General features: G+C 65.2%; 20 protein-coding genes and 1 tRNA gene. 9 read left to right on the top strand and 12 right to left on the bottom strand.

What is annotated here, in order from left to right; genetic code table 11:
• Positions 1-40 precede the first annotated feature (40 nt).
• Entirely contained in the window at positions 41-514 is a 474-nt protein-coding gene (locus SLQ30_RS29510; RefSeq protein ID WP_319450528.1) for an SRPBCC family protein, read from the bottom strand.
• A 40-nt stretch (positions 515-554) separates the two neighbouring features.
• Here SLQ30_RS29510 and SLQ30_RS29505 point away from each other — a divergent pair, with 40 nt between their 5' ends.
• From SLQ30_RS29505 to SLQ30_RS29495, 3 genes are all read left to right on the top strand, one after another.
• Positions 555-1,013 carry a VOC family protein gene (locus SLQ30_RS29505; RefSeq protein WP_319450529.1) on the top strand — a complete coding sequence of 153 codons (459 nt, stop codon included), beginning with the start codon at positions 555-557 and terminating at the stop codon, positions 1,011-1,013.
• Positions 1,010-1,789, top strand: a complete 780-nt coding sequence (locus tag SLQ30_RS29500) for an SDR family NAD(P)-dependent oxidoreductase (protein WP_319450530.1) — start codon at positions 1,010-1,012, stop codon at positions 1,787-1,789. Before SLQ30_RS29505 ends, SLQ30_RS29500 begins: the two co-directional genes overlap by 4 nt.
• 714 nt (positions 1,790-2,503) lie before the next feature.
• On the top strand, positions 2,504-3,139 hold the full coding sequence (locus SLQ30_RS29495) for a peptidoglycan endopeptidase (RefSeq protein ID WP_319450532.1): 636 nt from the start codon (positions 2,504-2,506) through the stop codon (positions 3,137-3,139).
• Positions 3,140-3,209: 70 nt separating this feature from the next.
• Here SLQ30_RS29495 and SLQ30_RS29490 read toward each other — a convergent pair whose 3' ends face one another.
• The 3 genes from SLQ30_RS29490 to SLQ30_RS29480 form a co-directional block, all read right to left on the bottom strand.
• A complete protein-coding gene (locus tag SLQ30_RS29490; protein WP_319450533.1) occupies positions 3,210-3,833 on the bottom strand; it encodes a TetR/AcrR family transcriptional regulator in 624 nt (207 codons plus the stop codon).
• Complete coding sequence (locus tag SLQ30_RS29485; protein WP_319450534.1) at positions 3,830-5,047, bottom strand: cytochrome P450; 1,218 nt, start codon at positions 5,045-5,047, stop codon at positions 3,830-3,832. Before SLQ30_RS29485 ends, SLQ30_RS29490 begins: the two co-directional genes overlap by 4 nt.
• An 82-nt stretch (positions 5,048-5,129) precedes the next feature.
• Entirely contained in the window at positions 5,130-5,528 is a 399-nt protein-coding gene (locus SLQ30_RS29480) for a DUF4267 domain-containing protein (protein WP_319450535.1), read from the bottom strand.
• Between the two features lie 141 nt (positions 5,529-5,669).
• Between SLQ30_RS29480 and SLQ30_RS29475 the strand changes: the two genes are divergently transcribed.
• The 3 genes from SLQ30_RS29475 to SLQ30_RS29465 all read left to right on the top strand — a co-directional run bounded on the left by SLQ30_RS29475 (position 5,670) and on the right by SLQ30_RS29465 (position 8,643).
• Positions 5,670-7,136, top strand: coding sequence for an FAD-binding oxidoreductase (locus SLQ30_RS29475; RefSeq protein WP_319450536.1), 1,467 nt, complete (start codon positions 5,670-5,672; stop codon positions 7,134-7,136).
• Positions 7,137-7,222: 86 nt separating this feature from the next.
• A complete protein-coding gene (locus SLQ30_RS29470) occupies positions 7,223-7,888 on the top strand; it encodes a VOC family protein (protein ID WP_319450537.1) in 666 nt (221 codons plus the stop codon).
• Positions 7,885-8,643, top strand: a complete 759-nt coding sequence (locus tag SLQ30_RS29465) for an SDR family oxidoreductase (protein ID WP_319450538.1) — start codon at positions 7,885-7,887, stop codon at positions 8,641-8,643. Before SLQ30_RS29470 ends, SLQ30_RS29465 begins: the two co-directional genes overlap by 4 nt.
• Positions 8,644-8,666: 23 nt before the next feature.
• Here the strand turns inward: SLQ30_RS29465 and SLQ30_RS29460 are convergent, their stop codons facing one another.
• On the bottom strand, positions 8,667-10,010 hold the full coding sequence (locus tag SLQ30_RS29460; RefSeq protein ID WP_319450539.1) for an acyltransferase family protein: 1,344 nt from the start codon (positions 10,008-10,010) through the stop codon (positions 8,667-8,669).
• A 97-nt stretch (positions 10,011-10,107) separates the two neighbouring features.
• Here SLQ30_RS29460 and SLQ30_RS29455 point away from each other — a divergent pair, with 97 nt between their 5' ends.
• Positions 10,108-11,016 (top strand): hypothetical protein, encoded by a 909-nt coding sequence (locus tag SLQ30_RS29455; protein ID WP_319450540.1) that lies wholly within the window; start codon positions 10,108-10,110, stop codon positions 11,014-11,016.
• Between the two features lie 54 nt (positions 11,017-11,070).
• Here SLQ30_RS29455 and SLQ30_RS29450 read toward each other — a convergent pair whose 3' ends face one another.
• Positions 11,071-11,700 (bottom strand): hypothetical protein, encoded by a 630-nt coding sequence (locus SLQ30_RS29450; RefSeq protein WP_319450541.1) that lies wholly within the window; start codon positions 11,698-11,700, stop codon positions 11,071-11,073.
• A 1,358-nt stretch (positions 11,701-13,058) separates the two neighbouring features.
• Here SLQ30_RS29450 and SLQ30_RS29445 point away from each other — a divergent pair.
• The gene (locus SLQ30_RS29445) at positions 13,059-14,873 is read left to right on the top strand and encodes an alpha/beta hydrolase (RefSeq protein WP_319450542.1); all 1,815 of its coding nucleotides are present in this window, start codon (positions 13,059-13,061) and stop codon (positions 14,871-14,873) included.
• Between the two features lie 34 nt (positions 14,874-14,907).
• The gene (locus SLQ30_RS29440; RefSeq protein WP_319450543.1) at positions 14,908-15,435 is read left to right on the top strand and encodes a hypothetical protein; all 528 of its coding nucleotides are present in this window, start codon (positions 14,908-14,910) and stop codon (positions 15,433-15,435) included.
• Between the two features lie 28 nt (positions 15,436-15,463).
• On the opposite strand, the gene mmaA2 is transcribed toward SLQ30_RS29440, so the two are convergent.
• From mmaA2 to SLQ30_RS29410, 6 genes are all read right to left on the bottom strand, one after another.
• Complete coding sequence (gene mmaA2, locus SLQ30_RS29435) at positions 15,464-16,327, bottom strand: cyclopropane mycolic acid synthase MmaA2 (RefSeq protein ID WP_319450566.1); 864 nt, start codon at positions 16,325-16,327, stop codon at positions 15,464-15,466.
• Positions 16,328-16,662: 335 nt separating this feature from the next.
• Positions 16,663-16,736 (bottom strand) — tRNA-Pro (locus SLQ30_RS29430).
• Positions 16,737-16,839: 103 nt separating this feature from the next.
• Positions 16,840-17,622, bottom strand: a complete 783-nt coding sequence (locus tag SLQ30_RS29425) for a sulfite exporter TauE/SafE family protein (RefSeq protein WP_319450544.1) — start codon at positions 17,620-17,622, stop codon at positions 16,840-16,842.
• A 42-nt stretch (positions 17,623-17,664) separates the two neighbouring features.
• The gene (der, locus tag SLQ30_RS29420) at positions 17,665-19,086 is read right to left on the bottom strand and encodes a ribosome biogenesis GTPase Der (RefSeq protein WP_319450545.1); all 1,422 of its coding nucleotides are present in this window, start codon (positions 19,084-19,086) and stop codon (positions 17,665-17,667) included.
• 13 nt (positions 19,087-19,099) lie between these two features.
• Positions 19,100-19,786, bottom strand: coding sequence for a (d)CMP kinase (cmk, locus tag SLQ30_RS29415; protein WP_319450567.1), 687 nt, complete (start codon positions 19,784-19,786; stop codon positions 19,100-19,102).
• On the bottom strand, positions 19,780-20,526 hold the full coding sequence (locus tag SLQ30_RS29410) for a pseudouridine synthase (RefSeq protein ID WP_319450546.1): 747 nt from the start codon (positions 20,524-20,526) through the stop codon (positions 19,780-19,782). The genes cmk and SLQ30_RS29410 overlap by 7 nt, the downstream gene beginning before the upstream one ends.

Genomic DNA, 20,526 nt, shown 5'->3' with positions numbered 1-20,526 from the left:
TGTCCAAAATTTGTAAAGTCAGGCTAAGCCGTTGGCATGGTCACGTTTGTTCGAAGCACTGCCGGATCCCCCGGAGCATTTCCCGGTGGGCCTTGACGGCTTCGCGGGCGGTGAACGACGCGAGCGGCCGCGGGGCGGTGATGAGCAGCCGTTCGGTGAGCTTCGTGCCGCCGCCGACGGCGTCGAACGAGACGGTGCCGAACAGGCGCACGCGAGGGAATTGCCTCGCCTCGGTGTGCACGTCGCCTTGGAGCGGCACCTGGACGCTTGCGGTGTACGCGGTATTCATCGTGAAGGGACCGACCGGAATGCGGTCACGGATGAGGTAGTCCTGGGTGTAGCCGTCCGCAGTCTCGTGACGTTCCCGCGGGGTGACCGACACGACCAGCGGATGGACGAGGGCGATGTTTCGCAGTTCGACGTAGAAGTCGCGGACCTCGTCGGGTGTGCCCGGAATGTCCTCGCTGATCGCGTGCTCGGAGCTTCCGATCCACCACGCCGTGTCGTGCCCCACCCGTCGAATGTAGCCGGGGACGCCCGGGTAGCTTGTCGGAATGACGCACGGGCTGGGTCTGGATGTTCGGTTCTCCCACGTAGTGATTGCCGTGACCGACGTCGACCGCTCAATCACGTTCTACCGCGATGTGCTCGGCATGGACGTGGTGTTCGATCAGGTTCTGTCCGGCCAGCCCTTCGACGGCCGCGCCGTCGGCGGACTGCTCGGTGGGGTCAGTATCGAGCTGCTCCAGTTGGAATCCGGTCGAGCCAGGCCGACAGTGGGCGCGGGATCAGTTGGGGTGCAATTGATCTCCTTGTCCGTGCCAGATCTGGACGGGGCCTATCAGGCCGTGTCGGCCGCCGTCGGCGCGGCCGCAAACCAGCCGTTCGACGTGGACGGGGTGCGCATGTTCTTCGTAACGGATCCCGATGGCACGGTCATCGAGTTCGTCGAGTTTCCCGGCGCCGCAAGAACACCCGCCGAATTTCATCGTGGAGCCGAGGGCAAGCCGTGACCGAATACTCACATGCTCAGGCCCTGGCCGGCCGCGCCGTGATCGTGACCGGCGCGGCACAGGGCGTTGGCAAGGGGATCGCCGCTGCATTATTGAGTCGCGGCGCATCGGTGCTCCTGGTCGATCGCCAGGCCGAGACGTTGGCCTCGACAGAGGCGGAGTTGACCGCCGAAGGCGGAGTGGCCCAGTCGCTGATCGTCGATCTGCGCGACCCGTCGGGACCGCGCCAGATCGTCGACGCCGCACTGAGCGCATTTGGTGAAATAAGTGCGCTGGTCAACAATGCGATCGCCACGAACGAGCCGAAGCCGCTGGTCGACATCGACACCGCCGACTACGACCTGGTGTTCGACGTCGGTCCGCGCGCCACGTTCTTTCTCATGCAGGCCGTGCATCCGACCATGGCTGCCGCGGGCGGCGGTGTCATCGTCAACCTCGGGTCGGCCAGCGGTACCGGCGGCCAGGCGCAGTTCGCGGCCTATGCGGGGGCCAAGGAGGCGATCCGCGGGATGTCGAAGGCGGCGGCACTCGAGTGGGGTCGGGACAACGTCCGTGTGAACGTGGTGTGCCCGTTTGCAGACTCGCCTGGGGTGCAGTTCTGGCAGGACATCGCTCCGAAGGACTTCGAACGTGCAATTCGGTCGGTGCCCCTCAAGCGGGTCGGTCGCATCCGTGAGGACATCGGAGCCGTGGTCGCCTTCCTCGTCGGTGATGACGCCGCGTACCTGACAGGTCAGACGATCCACGTCGACGGCGGTATGGGCGTCCACCGCTAAATCTTCCGTACCCGCGGTGATTCAAATACCTTTTGCTGCAATCAAACTCAATGCTGCTTAACGATGATTTCGTGAGAAGTGTTGCACATGAACGGGTTTCGTTGGCTGCTCGGCAATTCCCCGACGACGAACGCGATGGTGTAGTCGGATGATTCCGGCCGTGCGGTAAAGGCGGCCAGGCCGGGGAATGACACCAACACGGGGTCGTCCACATCGGTTTCGCCCGCGATGACCTCCGAGCGCTCGCCTGCCAAACGCTAAAGTGCCCTTGAACTGGGTAAATGCGCCCAAAACCTCGGCTTTTTAGGCCTTGATCAACGAACGGCGCGTGGGCTATCGCGGACACCGTCATTGCGCTGGATCTGCCTGCCATTCGACCGGCCGGTTGGGGTGTTACTTTATCGATTCACCTGGCCAAATACTGGCAACGAAGCGACCCAGCGAGTTGACAAGAAGCGGTTCTTCTCACTCCGTTCGCGGTGACATTGCGCTGATCATCGTTAAAACCGTTTCTGAACAGGCATTTTCGTGGTTTTCCAGGAACGCCTGACGAGATTGACGCTGCCACAACGTTGCACGTATGCTTCACCGCATTCAGCAGCGAGAAGGCAACGCGCTCAACGTTTTTTGTTAGCTATGCCATCAATTTGACGAAACGTGATGGCGGCCACAAATTTTGGCTGCGCGCAAATCCCGTTGCTAGTGTCCGGCCACATGATTGGTATTGCGACCGCAACGTTGATGACGATTGTCAACCAGGTTTCGGGAACGCCGTACATCACCGGTGGCGATTCGCCCCGGGGTACGGATTGCTCGGGCCTGGCATCCTGGGTGGCCAACGCCGCCACCGGTAGGCCCGTCTATGGCGACCGTTTCCACACTGGCAATGAGGAGTCTGCACTCCTGGCGCGTGGGTTCAAGTACGGCACCGCTCCCGGCGCCCTGGTGATCGGGTGGAATGGCTCCCACACGGCTGTCACCCTGCCCGACGGCACCCCCGTGTCGAGCGGCGAGGGTGGCCGCGGCGTGAAGGTGGGCGGTGGTGGCGCATATCAACGCCAGTTCACCAAGCACATGTACCTCCCCGTCGAAGCCGTCGACGGCGTCCAGGGCGACGCGCCCGAGGACGCGCCGCCGCCTCCCCCGGCTGATCCGTTTGCGCCGCCGCCTCCCCCGGCTGATCCCTTTGCCCCCCCGCCGCCGCCTATGGACGTCGTGAACGCCGGATTCGTTACGCCGGCGCCCGAGCAGGGCATGGCGCTGCCTCCGGCTCCGCCTGAGGGCATTCCCGCACCTGGCCCGGACCTCGTGCCTGCGCCAGACCTGGCGCCGCCTCCGCCCGTGATCTAGAAACCTCGACAACACGCTGAATGCGCGGTGGGCCCACGGCCTCCGCGCATTCAGTGTTTCGGCTGGCTGGTTACCCGAGCGGCGTAGGTGAAGCCGAGTTGAGCATCGCGCGGCGCCACATTTCAGCGAGGGTGTGAACGGCCGTCTCCTCGTCGATGTCGGCGTCCACGTCATCACCGCCCGCAGCCATCCACGTCCAGCAGTAGGACTCGAGCATCGACACGATCGCCGATGCGAACACGGCATGGTCGAGGTCGACCGCCGTGCCGCCCTTCTCGACCTCGCCGATGAGCGCGAGCACCGACCTGATTCCGTAGGCGCGTTGGGCCCGCCACCACGCCGCGGCGCTGGCGTCGGTCATCGAGAGTTGAAATACCCCGATCATCTCCGGCAGATAGTCGCGAAAGGTCCGGAAGTACGCCCGCACGGCGGCCTCGACGTTGGCCCCCCAGTCGTCGGTCAGCTCGTCGCGGGTGCGTTCAACGATCTCGGCGGGAAACCTCTCCAGTAATGCCTCGAGAAGCTGCTGCTTGGTTTCGTAGTAGTTGTAGAACGACCCGATCGATCGGCCCGCCCTGCTGGTGATGTCGGAGATCTTCGCGTTCAGGTAACCAAGCTCGGCGAACACCTCCCTGGCCGCGTCAAGCAACGCCGCTTCGGTTGACTGACGTTTCGTGGTCGGGCCGGCGGTCATGCGATCGTGCAGGGCAGTGACTTGATCGTGTGCACGAAGGGCGACATCAAGAGGTCGGGTTGCGCGGTTGCGTGGATTTGCGGGAAGGCGTTCAACAGCTTGTCGAGGACGACGCGCAGCTCCATCCTTGCGAGATTCGAGCCGAGACAGAAGTGCGGGCCCCCTGCGCCAAAGGCAATGTGATCGCGGGCATTTGCCCGGGTGATGTCGAATGCGTCGGGATCGGCGAATACTGCAGGGTCGTGGTTCGCCGCGAGATACCACAGCACTACCTTGTCCCCCTTGGCAATTGGCTGCGTGCCAACTCGGGTATCGACCGTCGCGGTGCGCCGCATGTGGAGGGCGGGCGAGCACCAGCGCAGGATCTCGTCGATCGCGTTGCCGTGTCGCACGTCGAACTCATTGCGCAACAGTCGCTTCTGGTCTGGATGGTCGCTAAGTAGCTTCATCCCCCAGGTGAGTGCAGTTCGGGTGGTGTCATTGCCCGCCGAGACCAAGAGCACCACGAAGGATCCGAATTCTGCCGGCGTGAGCCGCTGACCGTCGATCTCGGCCTGCATCAGTACCGATGTGATGTCCTCGCCAGGATGCTTCTGCCGTTCCTTGCCCAGCTCGATCGCGTACCCGTACAGCGAAAGCAGGCTCTGCAGACTTTCCTGCGGCCCTCCGAAATCTGGATCGTTCACGCCGAGGATGCTGTTGATGAGCGTGCGCAGCTGAGGACGATCAGAAGCCGGGATGTCCAGCAGGTCGCATATCACCTGTAGCGGCAGGTTCGCCCCCACCGCCGTGACGAAGTCGAACGAGCGCGCGCCGCGCAGTTCATCGACGATGACATCGGCCAACGCGTCGACGGAGGTGGCGAGCCGCTTGATGGCGCGCGGCGCGAACGCACTCTGCACGAGCTTGCGCTGTCGACCGTGGCGTGGGTCGTCCATGGCGATGATCGACGCCATCACCTCCAGCACCTCGGGCGGGAAGTCGTCGAGCGAGAACCCCGCCGTGCTAGTGAACGTCGCGGGATCGCGACTGACTTCACTCACGGCGGCGTGAGAAGTCAATGACCACAAACCCTTTCCGTGTTCATCGCGATGGAACTCGACGCCGCCGCTGCGTGCGCGCATGGCAGCGAAGCTCTTCAATCGACTGTCGATGTCGGCGGCCCAAAATGGCCGCAGCACGGCGGGTGACGACTCGTCGAGTACCTGGGTCACGTCATGGTTCCCTTCCAATCATGAAACTGAATTCAGATTCATATTAACGGACGGGACTCACCGATGACTGCGGAGTCAGGTTTTAGGCCAACTCCCCCGCAGCGGTCGGCGTCGTGCGTCGGCGTGTCGCGCCCCAGAGCCCCACGCCGATCCCCACGACTGCGCCGCCGAGGCCGACGAGCTGTTCGGACCGCTTTAGCTCGTGGTGGACGCTCAATCCGCCAAGCAGGTCGGCGGCATCCGCCCCGCCGGACGCGAGAAACCAGCCGCGGGTGTCCCGCCCACGCAACGCCGCCATCGTCAGCAATCCACCGACCAGAGCGTCGCGGTAACCCATGGAGTACAGCAACAGGCGGTGCGTGCCCTTCGGCTCGTCGGGCGAGCCCCACAGCCGGTTCGCACGGACGGGATCGACGAGGAACGAAATGCCGGAGGCCAGTCTTATGCCGCCGACAACGAGGCCGGCGCGATCGATCGACATGGATGGCAGCCTATGACCTCATCGGCTCGTCGCGGGCGAGTTCGTCTCGAAGCCGCTTGGCCGGCGCGAGTGTCGTGGGAAAGTACCGGACATGACGATCATTTGGCGCCATTTGCGACCAAGGAACCGTCACGGACTCCCATGACGCGCGAGTTCTCCCGCCAGGCCTTCGTCCGAGGCGCGCTCGGACTGACGGCCGCAGGTGTGCTCCTGGGGTCGTGCCGCGAGACCGCGGCGCCGGACGCTGCAACGCCTTCACCGCGGGCCGGGCCGCAGAACTGGCACGCCCTCGACGAGTCGCTCGATGGTCACGTCGTGATGCCATCCAACCCTGACTTCCCAACGGCGAAGGGGTTATTCAATACGCGCTTCGCGGATTCGACACCCGCCGCGGTCGTTTCGGCGCAGTCGACGGGTGACGTGCAGAAGGCGGTCGCCTTCGCAGCCGAGCGCGACCTCAAGATCACCGTCCGCAGTGGTGGGCACTCATACATCGGGGCGTCTGCGGCGAATGGCGCGCTGGTCGTCGACCTGCGGCAGCTGCCCGGGGGAATCGTCGTCGACGAGGTATCCGGACTCGCGACGATTCCTGCTGCGGCGGTGCTGAATTCGATCCACCCCGCACTCAATGCGCATGGACGGTCGATACCCGCGGGCAGCTGTCCCTCCGTCGGCGTCCCCGGACTGACGCTGGGCGGCGGGCTCGGGGCAGATGCTCGGCAAGCGGGGTTGACGTGCGATGCGCTGGTGTCGGCGTCCGTCGTACTGCCCAGCGGAGAAGAGGTTACGGCGGCCCACGATGACCACCAGGATCTGTTTTGGGCGCTTCGCGGTGGCGGCGCCAACGTCGGCGTCGTCACCTCGTTCACCTTCCAGACGTTTCCGACCGCCGATCGTGACGTCGTCAGTCTCATCTTCCCCGAGGAAGTTACGGCACAGGTGATCGCCGGGTGGCACGGATGGCTCCGCGCCGCGGACCGCGCAATCTGGAGCATGGTCAACGTCACGTGCGGTCCGAACACCTGGCGCTGCGGCATCGTGCTGGCGACCCCACCCGGCGACGGAGCACGGATCGCAGGCGACCTCAGCGCGGCGATCGGGGTGCAACCCGTCGGCAACACCGTGAGAACACTCGACCACTTGGACTTCGTGAGCTACTTCGCCGGCGGCGCCGACGCGATGCGACCGCGGGCGTTCGTCGCTGGTTCCGACATCATCGAGACGATGACAACAGCGGCCGCGGAATCCATCGTCGCCGCGATGTCCGCGTGGTCGCGGGCCGTTGGCTCGGCGACCGCGGTCATCGAGTCACTCGATGGCGCGGTGGACGACATCGCTTCTGGCGAAACCGCTTTCCCGTGGCGACAGCACGCGGCCTGCGTGCAGTGGTACGTCGAGACGCCGTCGCAGGCGGCTGCCACGGCCGGTGACGCCTGGCTTGGCGCCGCCCATCAAGCGGTCGCGGCTCACTCAGTGGGCGGCTACGTCAACTACGTCGAACCCGCGATGCCGGCCGCGCGGTACTTCGCCGGTAATCTGCCGCAGCTCACGGCGGTACGGCAGCGCTATGACCCAACCGCGGTGATGTACTCGAACCTTGGCTTCTGACGGTTGGACGCCGTTCGGTCAATGTCCGACCGGCCGTCGACCTACCCTGTTCTGATGATTGCCAGGCACGACGAATGGTGGAAGCAATGAGCAATCCAGCGGCAGGCGCGAACGTCGACATGAAGTTCGAAATCGTCGTGATCCCAGTAGCGGATGTCGACCGCGCCAAGGAATTCTACGCAAGGCTCGGGTGGCGGCTCGATGCCGACTTCGAGGGCGGCCCTGAGTACCGCGTCGTCCAATTCACGCCACCTGGCTCTGGATGCTCCGTCATCTTCGGAGTCAATGTCACCGCTGCCCAACCCGGCTCCGCCCAAGGTCTGTACCTGGTCGTCTCTGACATCGTGGTCGCCCGCGCCGAATTGCTCAGTCGCGGAATCGAAGTCGGCGAGGTGTTCCACCCAGGCGATGACACCGCGGGCCAGGATGAGCCGTACCTCTTCGGGCGGCTCCGACTCGCGGGGGCCGCCCCCAATGGGGAGAGCTACAAATCGTTCGCTTCGTTCGAGGATCCGGACGGTAACGGCTGGCTGTTTCAGGAGATCACGAGACGGCTGCCGGGACGCGTGGCGGGCGACACCACGTATGGGTCGGCGAGCGAACTCGCGCAGGCGCTACGGCGTGCAGCCGCGGCGCACGACGACCGTGCGGCACCGGCGGGCGGCAGCGACTCGAACTTGCTGGATTGGTACGCCGAATACATGGTGCGCGAGCAGGCCGGCGAGGAGTTGCCGCGCTCGGAGGAGTCATGACCCGCCAGGCCAGCCTCGATCTTCCACGACGCGAACCGGAACTGGCCGGCCAGACGGTCGTGCTGATCGGCGGCAGTGCAGGTATCGGGCTGGAGACCGCTCGACGGGCGCGTGCGGAGGGCGCCGACGTGATCCTCACGGGCCGCAATCCCGACCGGCTCGCGCAAGCGGCGCGCGACGTCGGGGCGCAGCGCACGGCAGCCTTCGACGCCGACGACCCGGAAGCGATGGCGCAGTTCTTCCGTGAGCTGTCAGATCCAATAGACCACGTGCTCGTCACGGCCGGAGGCCCGAGCTATGGGCCGATGCTCGAGCTGGACTCAGCACAGGTGCTGCAGGCGCTCGGCAGTCACGTCGTGCTGGCCCTCGACGTGGCGCGCAACGCGGTGGGCAAGATGAGGCCGGGTGGCACGCTATTGCTGATGGGTGGCACCGGCGGCCGACGCATCAGTCGCGAGCTCGGCATCGTCTCGGCGGCCACCGCCGCGTTGCCTCCGTTCACGGCCGCGCTCGCACTCGAACTCGCCCCCGTGCGCGTCAACCTGATCGCGGCTGGCTTCGTCGACACCCCGCTGTCGGCAACGTTGCTCGGGGCCGGACTCGAGGAACGCCGAAATGAGTTGCGGGCCAAGCTCCCGATCGGACGCGTTGTCGGCCCGGCCGACGTCGCAGCACTCGCCGTGCACATCATGAGCAACACGGCGCTCACCGGGGCGACGTACGACATCGACGGCGGCCAACAATTCGTCTTTTGATCGCCCGGCCGCGCCCCGATGCCTTACCGAGTGAGCCGATCCACTTGAGATGTTGTCCCCGTTGGCGATTCAGCTCCCGAGCCCGCCGCACACGCCCGCGCTGCCCCGGCTCCGGCGAGGAAGCATGCGAGTGACGCCCACCCGGCGAACCCTGTGAGTCCGTACTTGGCCATCAGCAACAGTGCCAGGCCCGAAAGGCAGATCAACGCACCGGCCGCAGTCGACCGGGCACCCGTAGTCCGGAGCCGCGTATCCCACCACGGCAACGGCCGATGCTCAAGCGGTGCAAGCAGTTTGAATGCGGCGGCCATCACGATCGCGAACACCAGTGCGCGCAACGCGAGCCGACCCACGAATCCCGGCGCATGGACGTCATAGGCGTCGAGCCCGACGGCATGCAGGGCGAACATCGACACCGCGATCGCCGGGATGTGCCAGAGGTAGAGCGTCATCGCTCCCCCATTGCCCATCGCAACGGCGTGCCAGACCCGTGGCCGCGTCGCCCATCGTTGGATCGAGCCTGCGGCAGCGACGAATGCGCACGACATCCACGTGCAGTGCAGCGCGAGCAACAGTGTCGGAGGCGATACGTTGGACACCCGCTCCACGCCGGTGACCACCAGGGCGACCTCGTATGTGCCGGTCACGGCGAGCGCTACCTGTGCGGCAAATGTGCAGGCCGCCACGGCGATTGCCGCACGCGGGTCGATCAGTTTGCGCGCATAGGCCACGCCGATGACCACCGGGATCAACCAGACGATCAAATAGTTCGCCACGCCCGACTCGGGCGTGCCGACGGCGAACCGAATCCCGTCGACGGCCGCCGCGACCGCAAGCAGGACAGCGACTACCCGTGCTGCTGCCCACCCCGTGCGAAGCCGCGTCAACGCCGGGACGAACCCAAGCACCACGAGGTACACGCCTAGGAACCAGAGCAGCGCCACGCACTCGCGCCCGATCCCCGCCGCCGACTCGGCGCCAAGAGTCATGCGGACCACGACGAGCCCGACCGCCCATGCGGCGAGATACCAAAAGACGGGCCGGCACAGGCGCTGTGCGCGGGTGACGAGCCACGTGCCCCACGGCGTGCCGGGGCGCCAGCCGTACGCGCCTGCGGCACCACCCGCGAAGAAGAACAACGGCATTACCTGCGCAACCCAGGTAAGGGGTTGGATCCACGGCAGCTCACCGAGAAGGTTGCCGATCTGCAGGCCGTTGCCGTCGATCGTGGCGAGCAGCAGCGCGCAGTGCCCGAAGATCACGACTACGAGGGCGGCGAGTCGGGCGACGTCGACGGCACGATCGCGACCAGAGGCGGCCTGATCGGCAACCGCGTGCGCGGCAGGCGTTGGCTTGGCAATTTGCATGGGTTCAGCATGCCGCGCCGCGGGCGGCTACGGATTGAGTAGGACTACCCGTCCTACTCCGTGGAGATCGGTCGCCCGTGGGCCTACATTGCAGGTGATGCGTTCTGCACTGATCGTTCTCGCCCTATCCATTGGCGTCGTGGTGTGCCCGTCTGCTCCCGCGGCCGCCGAGCCACCGACAATGCCAGACCTGCGCGAGTACAGCGCGGTCACACCCGACGGATTCGTGGTGGGCAACGCTGCGTACTTCCAGACGCCCGACGGACTCCGGTGCGCGATTCAGCCCGACCGTGGCACCGCCGGATGTGATGGACGACTGCCCGGGGCACCGACTGGTGCCAACGAGGTCGTGCTTGCCGCCGACGTCAATGCGCGCGGCCTGCGCGCAACCGCGAATCCCGGCTTCGGCAAGCCCGGCGGCGACGCTGCCCCGGTGCTGCACGAGGGCCAGAAGATCGTGTTCGCAGACTTCGAATGTGGCGTTGGGCCCGGGTCGTTCACGGCCTGCACCAAGGGTGCACCTGCCACGCAATGGATGGTCATCTCGCCATCTCGCACCGGCATCGGGCCCAGGACCGAAGGGCTGCCACCGGACTTTCCCGACCCCAACGACTTCGTCGTGGGCGACGAGACCTATGTCGTCGGCGTCGGCGCGAAGAACCTGTTTCCGGTCTTCACAGTCGGCGGAGGCCTGACCTGCTCGATCATCGTGTACAGCGGCGGTGAGGTCGGTTGTGACGGCCCCCTGCCAGGTGTCACCGGTGGCGAGAACGAAGTGTTCACCCAGCTTCCGGGTACGACGGGGACGCGTCGCACGGACAAGCCGAAGTTCAACACCCCGGCATACCCGGGGCCGATCAAGCAGTTGCCAGTTGGGTTCCGCGTCAACGGAATCGGCTCCACATGCATGGCAATCGCCGGCGGCGCGGCATGCGTCGGCACGCTCGCGGGCGCCACCCAAGGGTTCGAGGTGTCGTCGGCGGGAGTGTCCACCTTCAGTGGGTGACCGCGTGCATCGGAAAGGAAATCACGATGAATCAGAAGGCGGTGATCGCCCTCGCTAGGGCGGTGGCGGTTCCGCAACGACGACGCCAGCCGGGGCGTCGCCTTCCCTGACCAACGTGATCGGGTACTTCGCGGTATTCCCGGACCCCGTGCATGCGCCGGAACCCCGCTTCAACTCGGTGTAGGCCTTGATACCAGTGAGCGTGCCGTCGGCTAGCGGTGCGAACGACCAGCTAGTCGCCACCTTCAGCCTGAGTTCCGGATCGGCCGCACACGCCACGGTGCCTGTGATCGGCGTGATCGTCTGCCACCTTCCGTCGGTGAACCTCAGCGTGGCAGTCGCACCGTTCTGCTTCGCCTCGCTGTGATCGTGGTTTTCCAGTTGGGTCGCGGCTGCCGTGCAGCCGGCGGGAGTGCACGCCGAGCGGAAGGCGTACCAGCGAGTCGTGTCAGTTCCACCAGGCAATGGCGCTCCGTCGGCCGTGCCCTGGGAGAACTTGGTGGCTATCCGATAGGTGCCATCCAATCGCGGTCCAGGAGCCGCGGGGGCGCTCGCCGCGCCCATTGACGACGGTGATGCGCCGGATTCCCGCGACGACGGGGTCGAGGCGCAGCCGGCAACGCTGCCGCTGACTCCCAGCGCGGCCGTCGCGAGCACCATCGACGTAGTGCGAATGAACGCCATCCAAATCCCTTGTGAACTGTCCCGCTGCTGCCCAGCGGGAGGACGCAAGTATCCAGCTTTGGGCCCGGTTGTGCACCGGAACGAACGGCGCGCTCCACGGTGGGCTTGCGCTCGGCGCGGGTCCGGAATACGGAGGCCGTGGCAGCACCCTGAGGCGTGATATTCGCAATCACGCCTCACCCGGCTCGGTGTCCAGCACCTCACGATTGAAGATCATCATCTTGGCGAAGTAGGGACCCGCCTTGTGCTCCAGGGGTTTCCGCTCCGCACCGCGAGGTAGAGGGTCATGATGGTCGCCGCGAAGTAGCCGGTAGCGCTTACTCCAGTTGCCGCAGGTGATCCTACGGATAACGTTCCGCCCCAACGATTTCCGACATTGGTAGGCGTCAGCGGTATCCCGCGGGTGTGCTCGCAGTCATCGCCGGGGAGGCTACGGACGTCTCGGGTGCCGTCGGCGGTGTCGTTGTCGTCGCCGTTGCCTCGGGAGCCGACCTAATGGTGTCCGTTTCAGTCCGCCCATTCGTTACGGCAACCGCTCCCATGATCACGACGGCGCTGCCGCCGATTACCGCCGATAGGAACTTGACTTGCTTTTGTTGGTCCACACTGACCACTCCATTCGGCCCGGGCTTGTCCGCCGCCCGGCGAAGCGCCCTTGAGGGTGAACGCGCTCAATTCATACGTCTCACACCCTGTGAAAGGATTCGGCATTCTACGCCGCTTAAGCCGGAGAAGACCAGAGGCGTGTCCTGTGAAATACCTTGGCGGCCCACAACATCGCAACGCAACCGGCCGTAGCGAGCACACAAAGGTGCTTCACCTTCAAGATCATCGCGCGAGAATGCCTGCATTGTCCTCGCTGCGTCCGGCTGGCAATTGGGATCCGCCAATGACGAACGAAGTAGCGCTGCGTGTGGTTGCCCGTGCTGCACTGGGCCAGTTACCCCGGCTGGGGTCTGACTACCAAGTCCCCGGCTGCAGGTGGGGCCGTGTCGACGATGCGCCGATTGGGGCGCGCGCAACGCTGATCGCACGGGAGCCCGGTCGGGGTGGCCCGCTCCGACATGGGCCCGCATTTTGCAGTGGCGAGGGGTGCTCGGCGGCCGGGCCAGACAGGGGAATCATGGTCCGGCCGCCGAGCGGTCGCCCTACGCTGCCATTGGCAGTGGTGTCGCTTTTGCCAACGCCGAATTCACCGAAAGCGCCGCAGCGCTACCACACTGCAGCGTGACCATGAACGCAAAAGGTGCGTCGGCACCGTTGCTGGCGGAACTAGAATCGCTCCATGGGAATGGAGGGACGTTGCTAGTTCGCCCCATGACCAACACGTCGGCTAGCGCGTACGCCAGGACGGCGTCATGACGGTCACGATCCCTCAGGTGGAGGCGTCAAAGCCCGAGGGGTTGACCCAAACAGCCACGGCCCTGGGCCAGTCAGCGTCGAGTCTGTCGTCGCAAATCGACACCCAACGTGCCACGATCGACGGGCTGCGCAACAAGTGGCAGGGCCCCGCCTCCGACGCCGCGATCGCGAAGGCGCAACCAACGCTGCTGAAGATGCAACAGATCCACGACGCACTCGGCCGCGCCCAGTCGGTCCTGCAGCAGGGTGGCAGCGCACTCACCCAGACTCGCACCAACGTGCTCCACACCGTGAGCGAGTTGAAGGGCCAGGGTTGGCAGGTTGGACCGGATGGCAACGTGTCGGTGCGCCCCGGCAGCCCGATAGATCGGTTCGCGAAGATCAGTGAGCCCAACGCGATGAAGGTCCAGCAGTTGGCGGCGACGAACTCGGCGAACGTGAAGGCACTGTTGGCCAGTTTCGACACCACAGACCGACAACTGAGCCAGAACGTTCGCACTGCCGTCGGCGGACTGCAGGGTGGACCGCTGAAGTTGGGCCCCGACGGGAACCCGCTACCGCAAGCACCTTCATACGACACCGGTTCCGAGATCCCCGTCGGCAAGGACCCCACAGAGGTCAAGAAGTGGTGGGATTCGCTGCCTCCGGACAAGCAGGCTCAACTGCTCAGGGATTGGCCCGGCAAGTTGGGCAATCTCAACGGCATCCCCGTCGCCAACCGCGACACCGCGAATAGGACTCTCCTCGCACGGGATCTCGACCTCCCCTACGAAATAGCCAAGTCCCGTGGGGTGACGAAGGAGGAGGTGCTGGCGCACCCCGAGAATTACGGCTTGACCGGGCCGACGATGGACCGCTACCAGAATGCCCTCAAGGTTCAAGACGCATTGGACAAGGACGCCGCGAACGCCCGGGATGCGAATAACAGGACACCCGACATCCTGCTGATGAAGTACGACCCCGAGGCGTTCGGCGGCAAGGGTGCCGCCGCCATCGCCATCGGCGACCCCGATCACTCCGCGAACACGTCGGTGACGGTATCCGGTCTGACGACGTCGGTGGCATCCGGATCGTTGTCCGACGGGACCGGGGCCAACCTGTACAACGAGGCGAACAAGGCGGACGTGAACAATTCCACCGCAGTCGTCCAGTGGATGGGCTACGACGCCCCGAACGATCAAGCGGTCGCCGAGCCGAACATGGCGCGCAACGGCGCGCACCTCCTAGTCTCCGACGTCAACGGCCTCGCGGTCACCCACGACGGAAGCCCGTCGCATACGACGGTGATCGGTCACTCCTACGGGTCGACCACGGTCTCCGACGCCGCGTATTACGGCATGCACGCCGACGACGTCGTGCTGATCGGCTGCCCGGGAACGGATCTGGCGCAGTCAGCGGCCGACTTCCATCTGCCGCCCGACGGTCACCTGTACGTGGGCGCGGCTTCGACCGACATCGTCACGAACTTGGGCAGCGAACACCTCAACGTGCCCGGTACCGGACTTGGCAAGGATCCCGCCATGGATGGGTTCGGCTCCACCCGCTTTCACGCCGAGGTGGCCGACTGGCACATCAACCCGATCGACGAGCACACCTCGTACTACCAGGCCGGATCGGAGTCGTTGTTCAGCATGGCCGACATTGTGTCCGGGCACGGCGATGCACTCGAGCACGACGGGATGACCGCTAACCACCGCGTACAGCCCGGGCTACCCTTCCCCGTACCGGGGTTGCCTCAGGGACCAGTTATCGATCCGGAGTCATTGCACTTCCCGACCAACGACCACCGCCACACTGGATTGGGCGGCTAAGCCATGCCGGCCGAACGAACAGGAGCAACGACCATTGAGGCTCGCACCCGCCCGCATTACCGCCGTGCTCATGGCGCTGCTCCCGCTAATGGGATGCACTGAGATCGTGGCGAATCCGATTTCTCCGCAAGAAAGCCGCTGGCAGGTCATCGATGTGTCCCGTCAAGTGGTGTCGGATCTCGGCGGCGAGGTGGCTGAAGCGAAGTTCGGATACGACTCCTGCAACGACCAAGGCGACCCGCCGTTCCGGGCGCATAGCAATCTGCTGCTGTGGATGCCTGGGGCCGACCGGTCCCGCGAGGTATCCCCCGATACGGTGCTGGACCGCCTGCGACAGCACGGGTGGCAGACCGATCCGGACTTTCACTCACATGGCATCGCGTTCAAGCGCAACGGGGTGGACGTGGATGTGTGGGTGATACCGCCACCCAAACCCAACGACCCGCCCGTCGGCCACGTGAGCGTCGACGTCCTCGGCGAGTGTCGCGACACCTTCGACCATCGCACCGACAAAACTGACAGGCTCTCCACGGATATTCGCGGAGAAGTCACCTCCGGCTGAAGGCTTCCCCCGATGGCCGGGCGCGACACTACTTCTCGAGGGTGAACTGGTTGACGTCGATGTAGCCGATCCGAAACATCTTGGCGCAGCCGGTTAGGTACTTCATATAGCGCTCGTAGACCTCTTGGGACTGAATCTCGATGGCTTCGCTTTCATGTGCCTCCAGCGCCTCTGCCCACAGGTCGAGGGTCCTGGCGTAGTGGAGCTGCAGCGACTGGCGGCGGGTCAGCGTGAGACCCGCCTTCGCCGAGTGCTCCTTCACCATCTCGATCGTCGGCAGCCTGCCTCCCGGGAAGATCTCGGTCAGGATGAACTTGATGAACTGGACGAGCGCGACCGTAATCGGCAAGCCGCTTTCGATCATTTGCTGTTCCGCCAAGCCGGTGATGGTGTGCAGCAGCATGACGCCGTCAACGGGCAGGATGTTGTGGGCCAGCGCGAAGAAGTCGTCGTAGCGGTCAGGGCCAAAGTGCTCGAACGCGCCGATCGACACAATGCGGTCGACGGGCTCGCCGAACTGTTCCCAGCCATTGAGCAACACCCGCCTGCGGCGCGGGCTGTCCATCTCGTCGAACGACCTCTGCACATGAGCCGCCTGATTCTTCGACAACGTCAGGCCCACGACGTTCACGTCGTACTTCTCGATCGCCCGCCGCATGGTGGCACCCCACCCGCAGCCAACGTCGAGCAACATCATGCCCGGCTGCAGGCCCAGCTTGCCCAGCGACAGGTCGATCTTGGCGATCTGGGCATCTTCCAGCGTCATGTCCTCGCGCTCGAAGTATGCGCAACTGTAAGTCTGGCTGGGGTCCAGAAACAGGCGGAAGAAGCCGTCGGACAGGTCGTAGTGCGCCTGCACATCGGCGAAGTGTGGCGTCAGCTTGTTCGCCATAACCTCGTGTGCCCTTTTCGCTAAACCAATCGATATTTGTTGTGCGAGCAATGAACACGACCGCCAAGAGCAATTTGTGAGTCGAGCGGTGCCGCTCGCTCGTCGAGCACCTCTTCCATGTACACGGTGCTCGGTGAGCAGCCGTTCAATTGGCGAGCCACGCGCCCCTGGGATTGTGTTGGAGTCCGTACCGAATTCGACTTCGAGGATGGGCAGCAAGCCTCATGGGAGTCGTCCCCGCCCGCTGTTCGGTAGTCGAGCGGTGGGGGTAAAGATGGGGGCACCAACGGAAAAAGGCACCTTCCGGAATATTCGGAAAGTGCCTCTGACCTGCGTCGGGCTGACAGGATTCGAACCTGCGACCCCTTGACCCCCAGTCAAGTGCGCTACCAAGCTGCGCCACAGCCCGCGGCGCTGCCGGGATCGCCGGCAGCAGGTCGTGAGCCTACCGTAGGGCCACGCTGCAATCCCAACCGCCGCCGGTCGCGCGTGGTCGTGTCCGGTGAGGCTAATCACACGGCGAGCAGGCGGTACAACCCGATGAGGCCGACGACGACGATGATCACGCGAAGGGCGTTGGGCGACAGCCTGCGTCCGTAGTGCGCGCCCAGGAACCCGCCGAACAGGGAGCCGACTGCGATCAGCCCGGCGGCCAGCCAACTGATCCGGTCGAAGGCCACCAGGGTGTACGCCGCCGCCGCGACCACGTTGACCAGTAGCGACAAGAGGTTCTTCGCGGCGTTCATCCGCTGCATGTCCTCGGGCAAGAGCGCACCCATGACGCCGATCAGCAGAATGCCCTGCGCCGCAGTGAAATACCCGCCATAGATGCCGACGGCGAAGGTGCCTGCGACGAGGGCGGCCATCCGACCCCGGGACACGTGCTCGACCGAACGCCCGTCGGCGTCGGCCCTCCGCCGCGCCCAGGCCTGGATCCTCGGGCCGAACACGACGAGCAGCAGTGCGCCGATGAGCAGGACCGGAACGACTGCGACGAACACCCTCTCGGGCAGGTGCAGCAGCAGCCAGGACCCCAGCACCGCGCCGAGCAACGACCCTGGGATCTGCCATCGCAATCGGGACCATTGGCCGCGAAGTTCGCGTCGGTAACCCCATGTGCCAGAGATGCCGCCGGCCACCAGCCCGACGGCATTCGACATGGTTGCGGTGACGGGCGGATACCCCAACGCCACCAGAGTGGGGAACGTGATGAGCGTGCCCGAGCCCACCACCGCGTTGATCGCGCCCGCGCCGACACCTGCCAGCGCAATGAGGATCATGTCGAGGACAGGCACTACCGCAACGTTAGCGGGTACCACGCGGACCGCCTGAATCGGCTAGGAGCGCTTGCTTCCACGCTTCTCGCGCACCCGCACGTTCACCCTGACCGGACTGCCCTCGAAGCCGAACGTCTCGCGCAAGCGTCGTTCCAGGAAGCGCCGATAGCCCGCTTCGAGGAAGCCACTGCTGAACAGCACGAAAGTAGGAGGCCGCGCAGTGGCCTGGGTGGCGAACAGAATCTTGGGCTGCTTGCCACCTCGCACCGGCGGTGGTGTCGCGGCGACGACTTCCTTGAGGAACGTGTTGAGCCGCCCGGTCGAAATCCGGGAGTCCCACGACTCGAGGGCGCCCTCTAGGGCGGGCACCAACTTCTGCACCGCACGGCCCGTCTTCGCCGAGATGTTGACGCGCTGCGCCCACTGCACCTGCGCAAGACTCAGATCGATCTCGCGGTCGAGCAGGTAACGCCGGTCCTCGTCGACCAGGTCCCACTTGTTGAACGCCAAAACCAGCGCGCGGCCGGCCTCGATCACCATGGTCAGGATCCGCTGATCCTGCTCGGTCAGCGGCTCCGACGCGTCGATCAGAACGATGACCACTTCGGCGGCGTCGATGGCGCCACGCGTGCGCACCGACGCATAGAACTCATGTCCGCTGGCCTGACCGACCTTGCGGCGCAAACCCGCGGTGTCGACGAAACGCCAAGGCTTGCCACCTAATTCGATCAACGAGTCCACCGGGTCGACGGTGGTGCCTGCGACGTCGTGCACCACGGACCGCTCGTCGCCAGCCAGCCTGTTCAGCAGCGAGCTCTTGCCCACGTTCGGCTTCCCCACCAGTGCGACCCGACGAGGTCCGCTGCCTGCCGAGGCGACCTGTGAGGCCTCGGGCAGCTTTTCGAGCACGGTGTCGAGCAGGTCGGCCACCCCGCGGCCGTGGATGGCGCTGATCGAGTACGGCTGCCCAAGTCCGAGTGACCACAACGCGGCCGCTTCGGCTTCGACTCGTTCGCTGTCGACCTTGTTGGCAGCCAGGAACACGGGCTTGCCCGCACGCTGCAACCGCTTGGCCGCAGCCTCGTCGGCCGAGGTGGCGCCGACTACCGCGTCGACCACCAAGATGATCGCGTCGGCGGTCCGCATCGCCACCGCGGCCTGCTCGGCGACCAACTGCTGCAAGCCCTTTGCGTCCGGCTCCCAGCCGCCGGTGTCTTGGACGACGAAGCGGCGGCCGAGCCAGTTCGCGTCGTACGACACCCGGTCTCGGGTCACCCCGGGGATGTCCTGCACCACGGCCTCGCGGCGCCCGAGAATGCGGTTCACCAATGTCGACTTGCCGACGTTGGGCCGCCCGACGACCGCGACGACGGGTGGCGGCGCGAACTCCCCCTCGAGCTCAGCGGCCAGGTCGTCGGGAACGTCGCCGAGCTCCCAGTCGCGCTCGTCGACCCAGGTGCCGTCCGATTCAGATTCGCTCATCGCTGCCTTCTACTCATCGGCGGGCCCCGGCACGCAGCTCCACCAATTCGAGCAGGTGCGCGACCGTCTGGTCCTCCGTCATGTCACTGCTGTCGACTACCAGCGCGTCGTCTGCTGCGCGCAATGGCGACACCGCTCGCGTCGAATCCAGGTGATCGCGCCGTTTCACGTCGGTCAGCACGGCGGCGTAGTCATCACCAAGTCCGGTCGCGACGTTCTGGTCGTTGCGTCGCCGCGCACGTTCCTCCGCCGAAGCGGTCAGGAAGATCTTCACGTCTGCGTCGGGCAGCACGACGGTGCCGATGTCACGGCCCTCGACGACGACGTTGTCGGACCCCTCGGCCAGTTCGCGTTGACGTTGTACCAGCAGTGTCCGCACGGCGGGTACGGCCGACACCGCGGACACCCCCTTGGTCACCTCGTCCCCGCGGATCTCTGCTGAAACATCCACTCCGGCAAGGTAAGCCACGTCGGTATCGGGATCGAACCCGACGGCCAAGTCGACGCCAGGGGCGAACGCGCCGACCGCAGCCGAGTCGTCGATGTCGATGCGGGCGCGCAGTACGGCCAGCGTCACGATCCGGTACATCGCACCGGTATTGAGATAACGCGCACCCAGTGCCCGGGCCAGCCCCCGCGAGACCGAGGACTTGCCCGTCCCGGCCGGTCCGTCGACCGCGATCGTCAACGCGCTCACAATCCCACCGCCTTGTAGAGCTCGCCGATCTCCTTGCGCGTCAACACCCTGATGGTGCCGGGCCGGGAATCGCCCAGTTCTACGGAACCGATGTTGATCCTCACCAGTTCCTGAACGGGAAAGCCGACCTCGGCCAGCATTCGTCGCACGATGCGCTTGCGACCCTCGTGCAGTACCACTCGCACCAACGACTTGCCGGGTACCGCGTCCACCACCGCGAAGTCGTCGACGCTCGCGGGTCCGTCGCTCAACTCGACTCCGGCCTTCAGCTTCTTGCCTAATCCCCTTGGTACCGAACCGATCACGGTGGCCAGATATGTCTTCGGCACTTCGTAGGACGGATGCATCAGGCGGTGCGCCAGTTCCCCGTCGTTGGTGAGCAGCATCAGCCCCTCGGTGTCGGCATCGAGCCGGCCGACGTGGAACAACTTCTTGTTGCCTCGGACGCGGTGCTCGACGAGATCGCCGATGCAGGGTCGCCCCCGGTCGTCCGACATCGTCGAGTGCATGCCGCGTTCCTTGTTGATGGCCAGATAAACCATCGTGTCGTCGACCTGGACCCGAACGCCGTCCGCCCGGATTTCCGAGACATCTGGGTGCACGCGCGTACCGAGTTCGGTGACGACGTGTCCATCGACCTCGACCCGGCCATCTCGGATCATCTTCTCGGCAACCCGTCGCGACGCAACTCCCGCCTGCGACAACACCTTCTGAAGGCGGACGCCGTCAGCTTCCTCGTCCAC

It is taken from the genome of Mycobacterium sp. RTGN4 (assembly GCF_033804635.1).
Classification (GTDB): domain Bacteria; phylum Actinomycetota; class Actinomycetes; order Mycobacteriales; family Mycobacteriaceae; genus Mycobacterium.
The sequence above is the reverse complement of the archived record's forward strand: the minus strand, read 5'-3'. Positions and strand labels throughout refer to the sequence as shown.

Coding starts and splice junctions, on each gene's coding strand:
- SLQ30_RS29505 (WP_319450529.1), top strand. CDS start 555: ATGACGCACGGGCTGGGTCTGGATGTTCGGTTCTCCCACGTAGTGATT.
- SLQ30_RS29495 (WP_319450532.1), top strand. CDS start 2,504: ATGATTGGTATTGCGACCGCAACGTTGATGACGATTGTCAACCAGGTT.
- SLQ30_RS29490 (WP_319450533.1), bottom strand. CDS start 3,833: ATGACCGCCGGCCCGACCACGAAACGTCAGTCAACCGAAGCGGCGTTG.
- SLQ30_RS29480 (WP_319450535.1), bottom strand. CDS start 5,528: ATGTCGATCGATCGCGCCGGCCTCGTTGTCGGCGGCATAAGACTGGCC.
- SLQ30_RS29475 (WP_319450536.1), top strand. CDS start 5,670: ATGACGCGCGAGTTCTCCCGCCAGGCCTTCGTCCGAGGCGCGCTCGGA.
- SLQ30_RS29470 (WP_319450537.1), top strand. CDS start 7,223: ATGAGCAATCCAGCGGCAGGCGCGAACGTCGACATGAAGTTCGAAATC.
- SLQ30_RS29465 (WP_319450538.1), top strand. CDS start 7,885: ATGACCCGCCAGGCCAGCCTCGATCTTCCACGACGCGAACCGGAACTG.
- SLQ30_RS29460 (WP_319450539.1), bottom strand. CDS start 10,010: ATGCAAATTGCCAAGCCAACGCCTGCCGCGCACGCGGTTGCCGATCAG.
- SLQ30_RS29455 (WP_319450540.1), top strand. CDS start 10,108: ATGCGTTCTGCACTGATCGTTCTCGCCCTATCCATTGGCGTCGTGGTG.
- SLQ30_RS29450 (WP_319450541.1), bottom strand. CDS start 11,700: ATGGCGTTCATTCGCACTACGTCGATGGTGCTCGCGACGGCCGCGCTG.
- SLQ30_RS29445 (WP_319450542.1), top strand. CDS start 13,059: ATGACGGTCACGATCCCTCAGGTGGAGGCGTCAAAGCCCGAGGGGTTG.
- mmaA2 (WP_319450566.1), bottom strand. CDS start 16,327: ATGGCGAACAAGCTGACGCCACACTTCGCCGATGTGCAGGCGCACTAC.
- der (WP_319450545.1), bottom strand. CDS start 19,086: ATGAGCGAATCTGAATCGGACGGCACCTGGGTCGACGAGCGCGACTGG.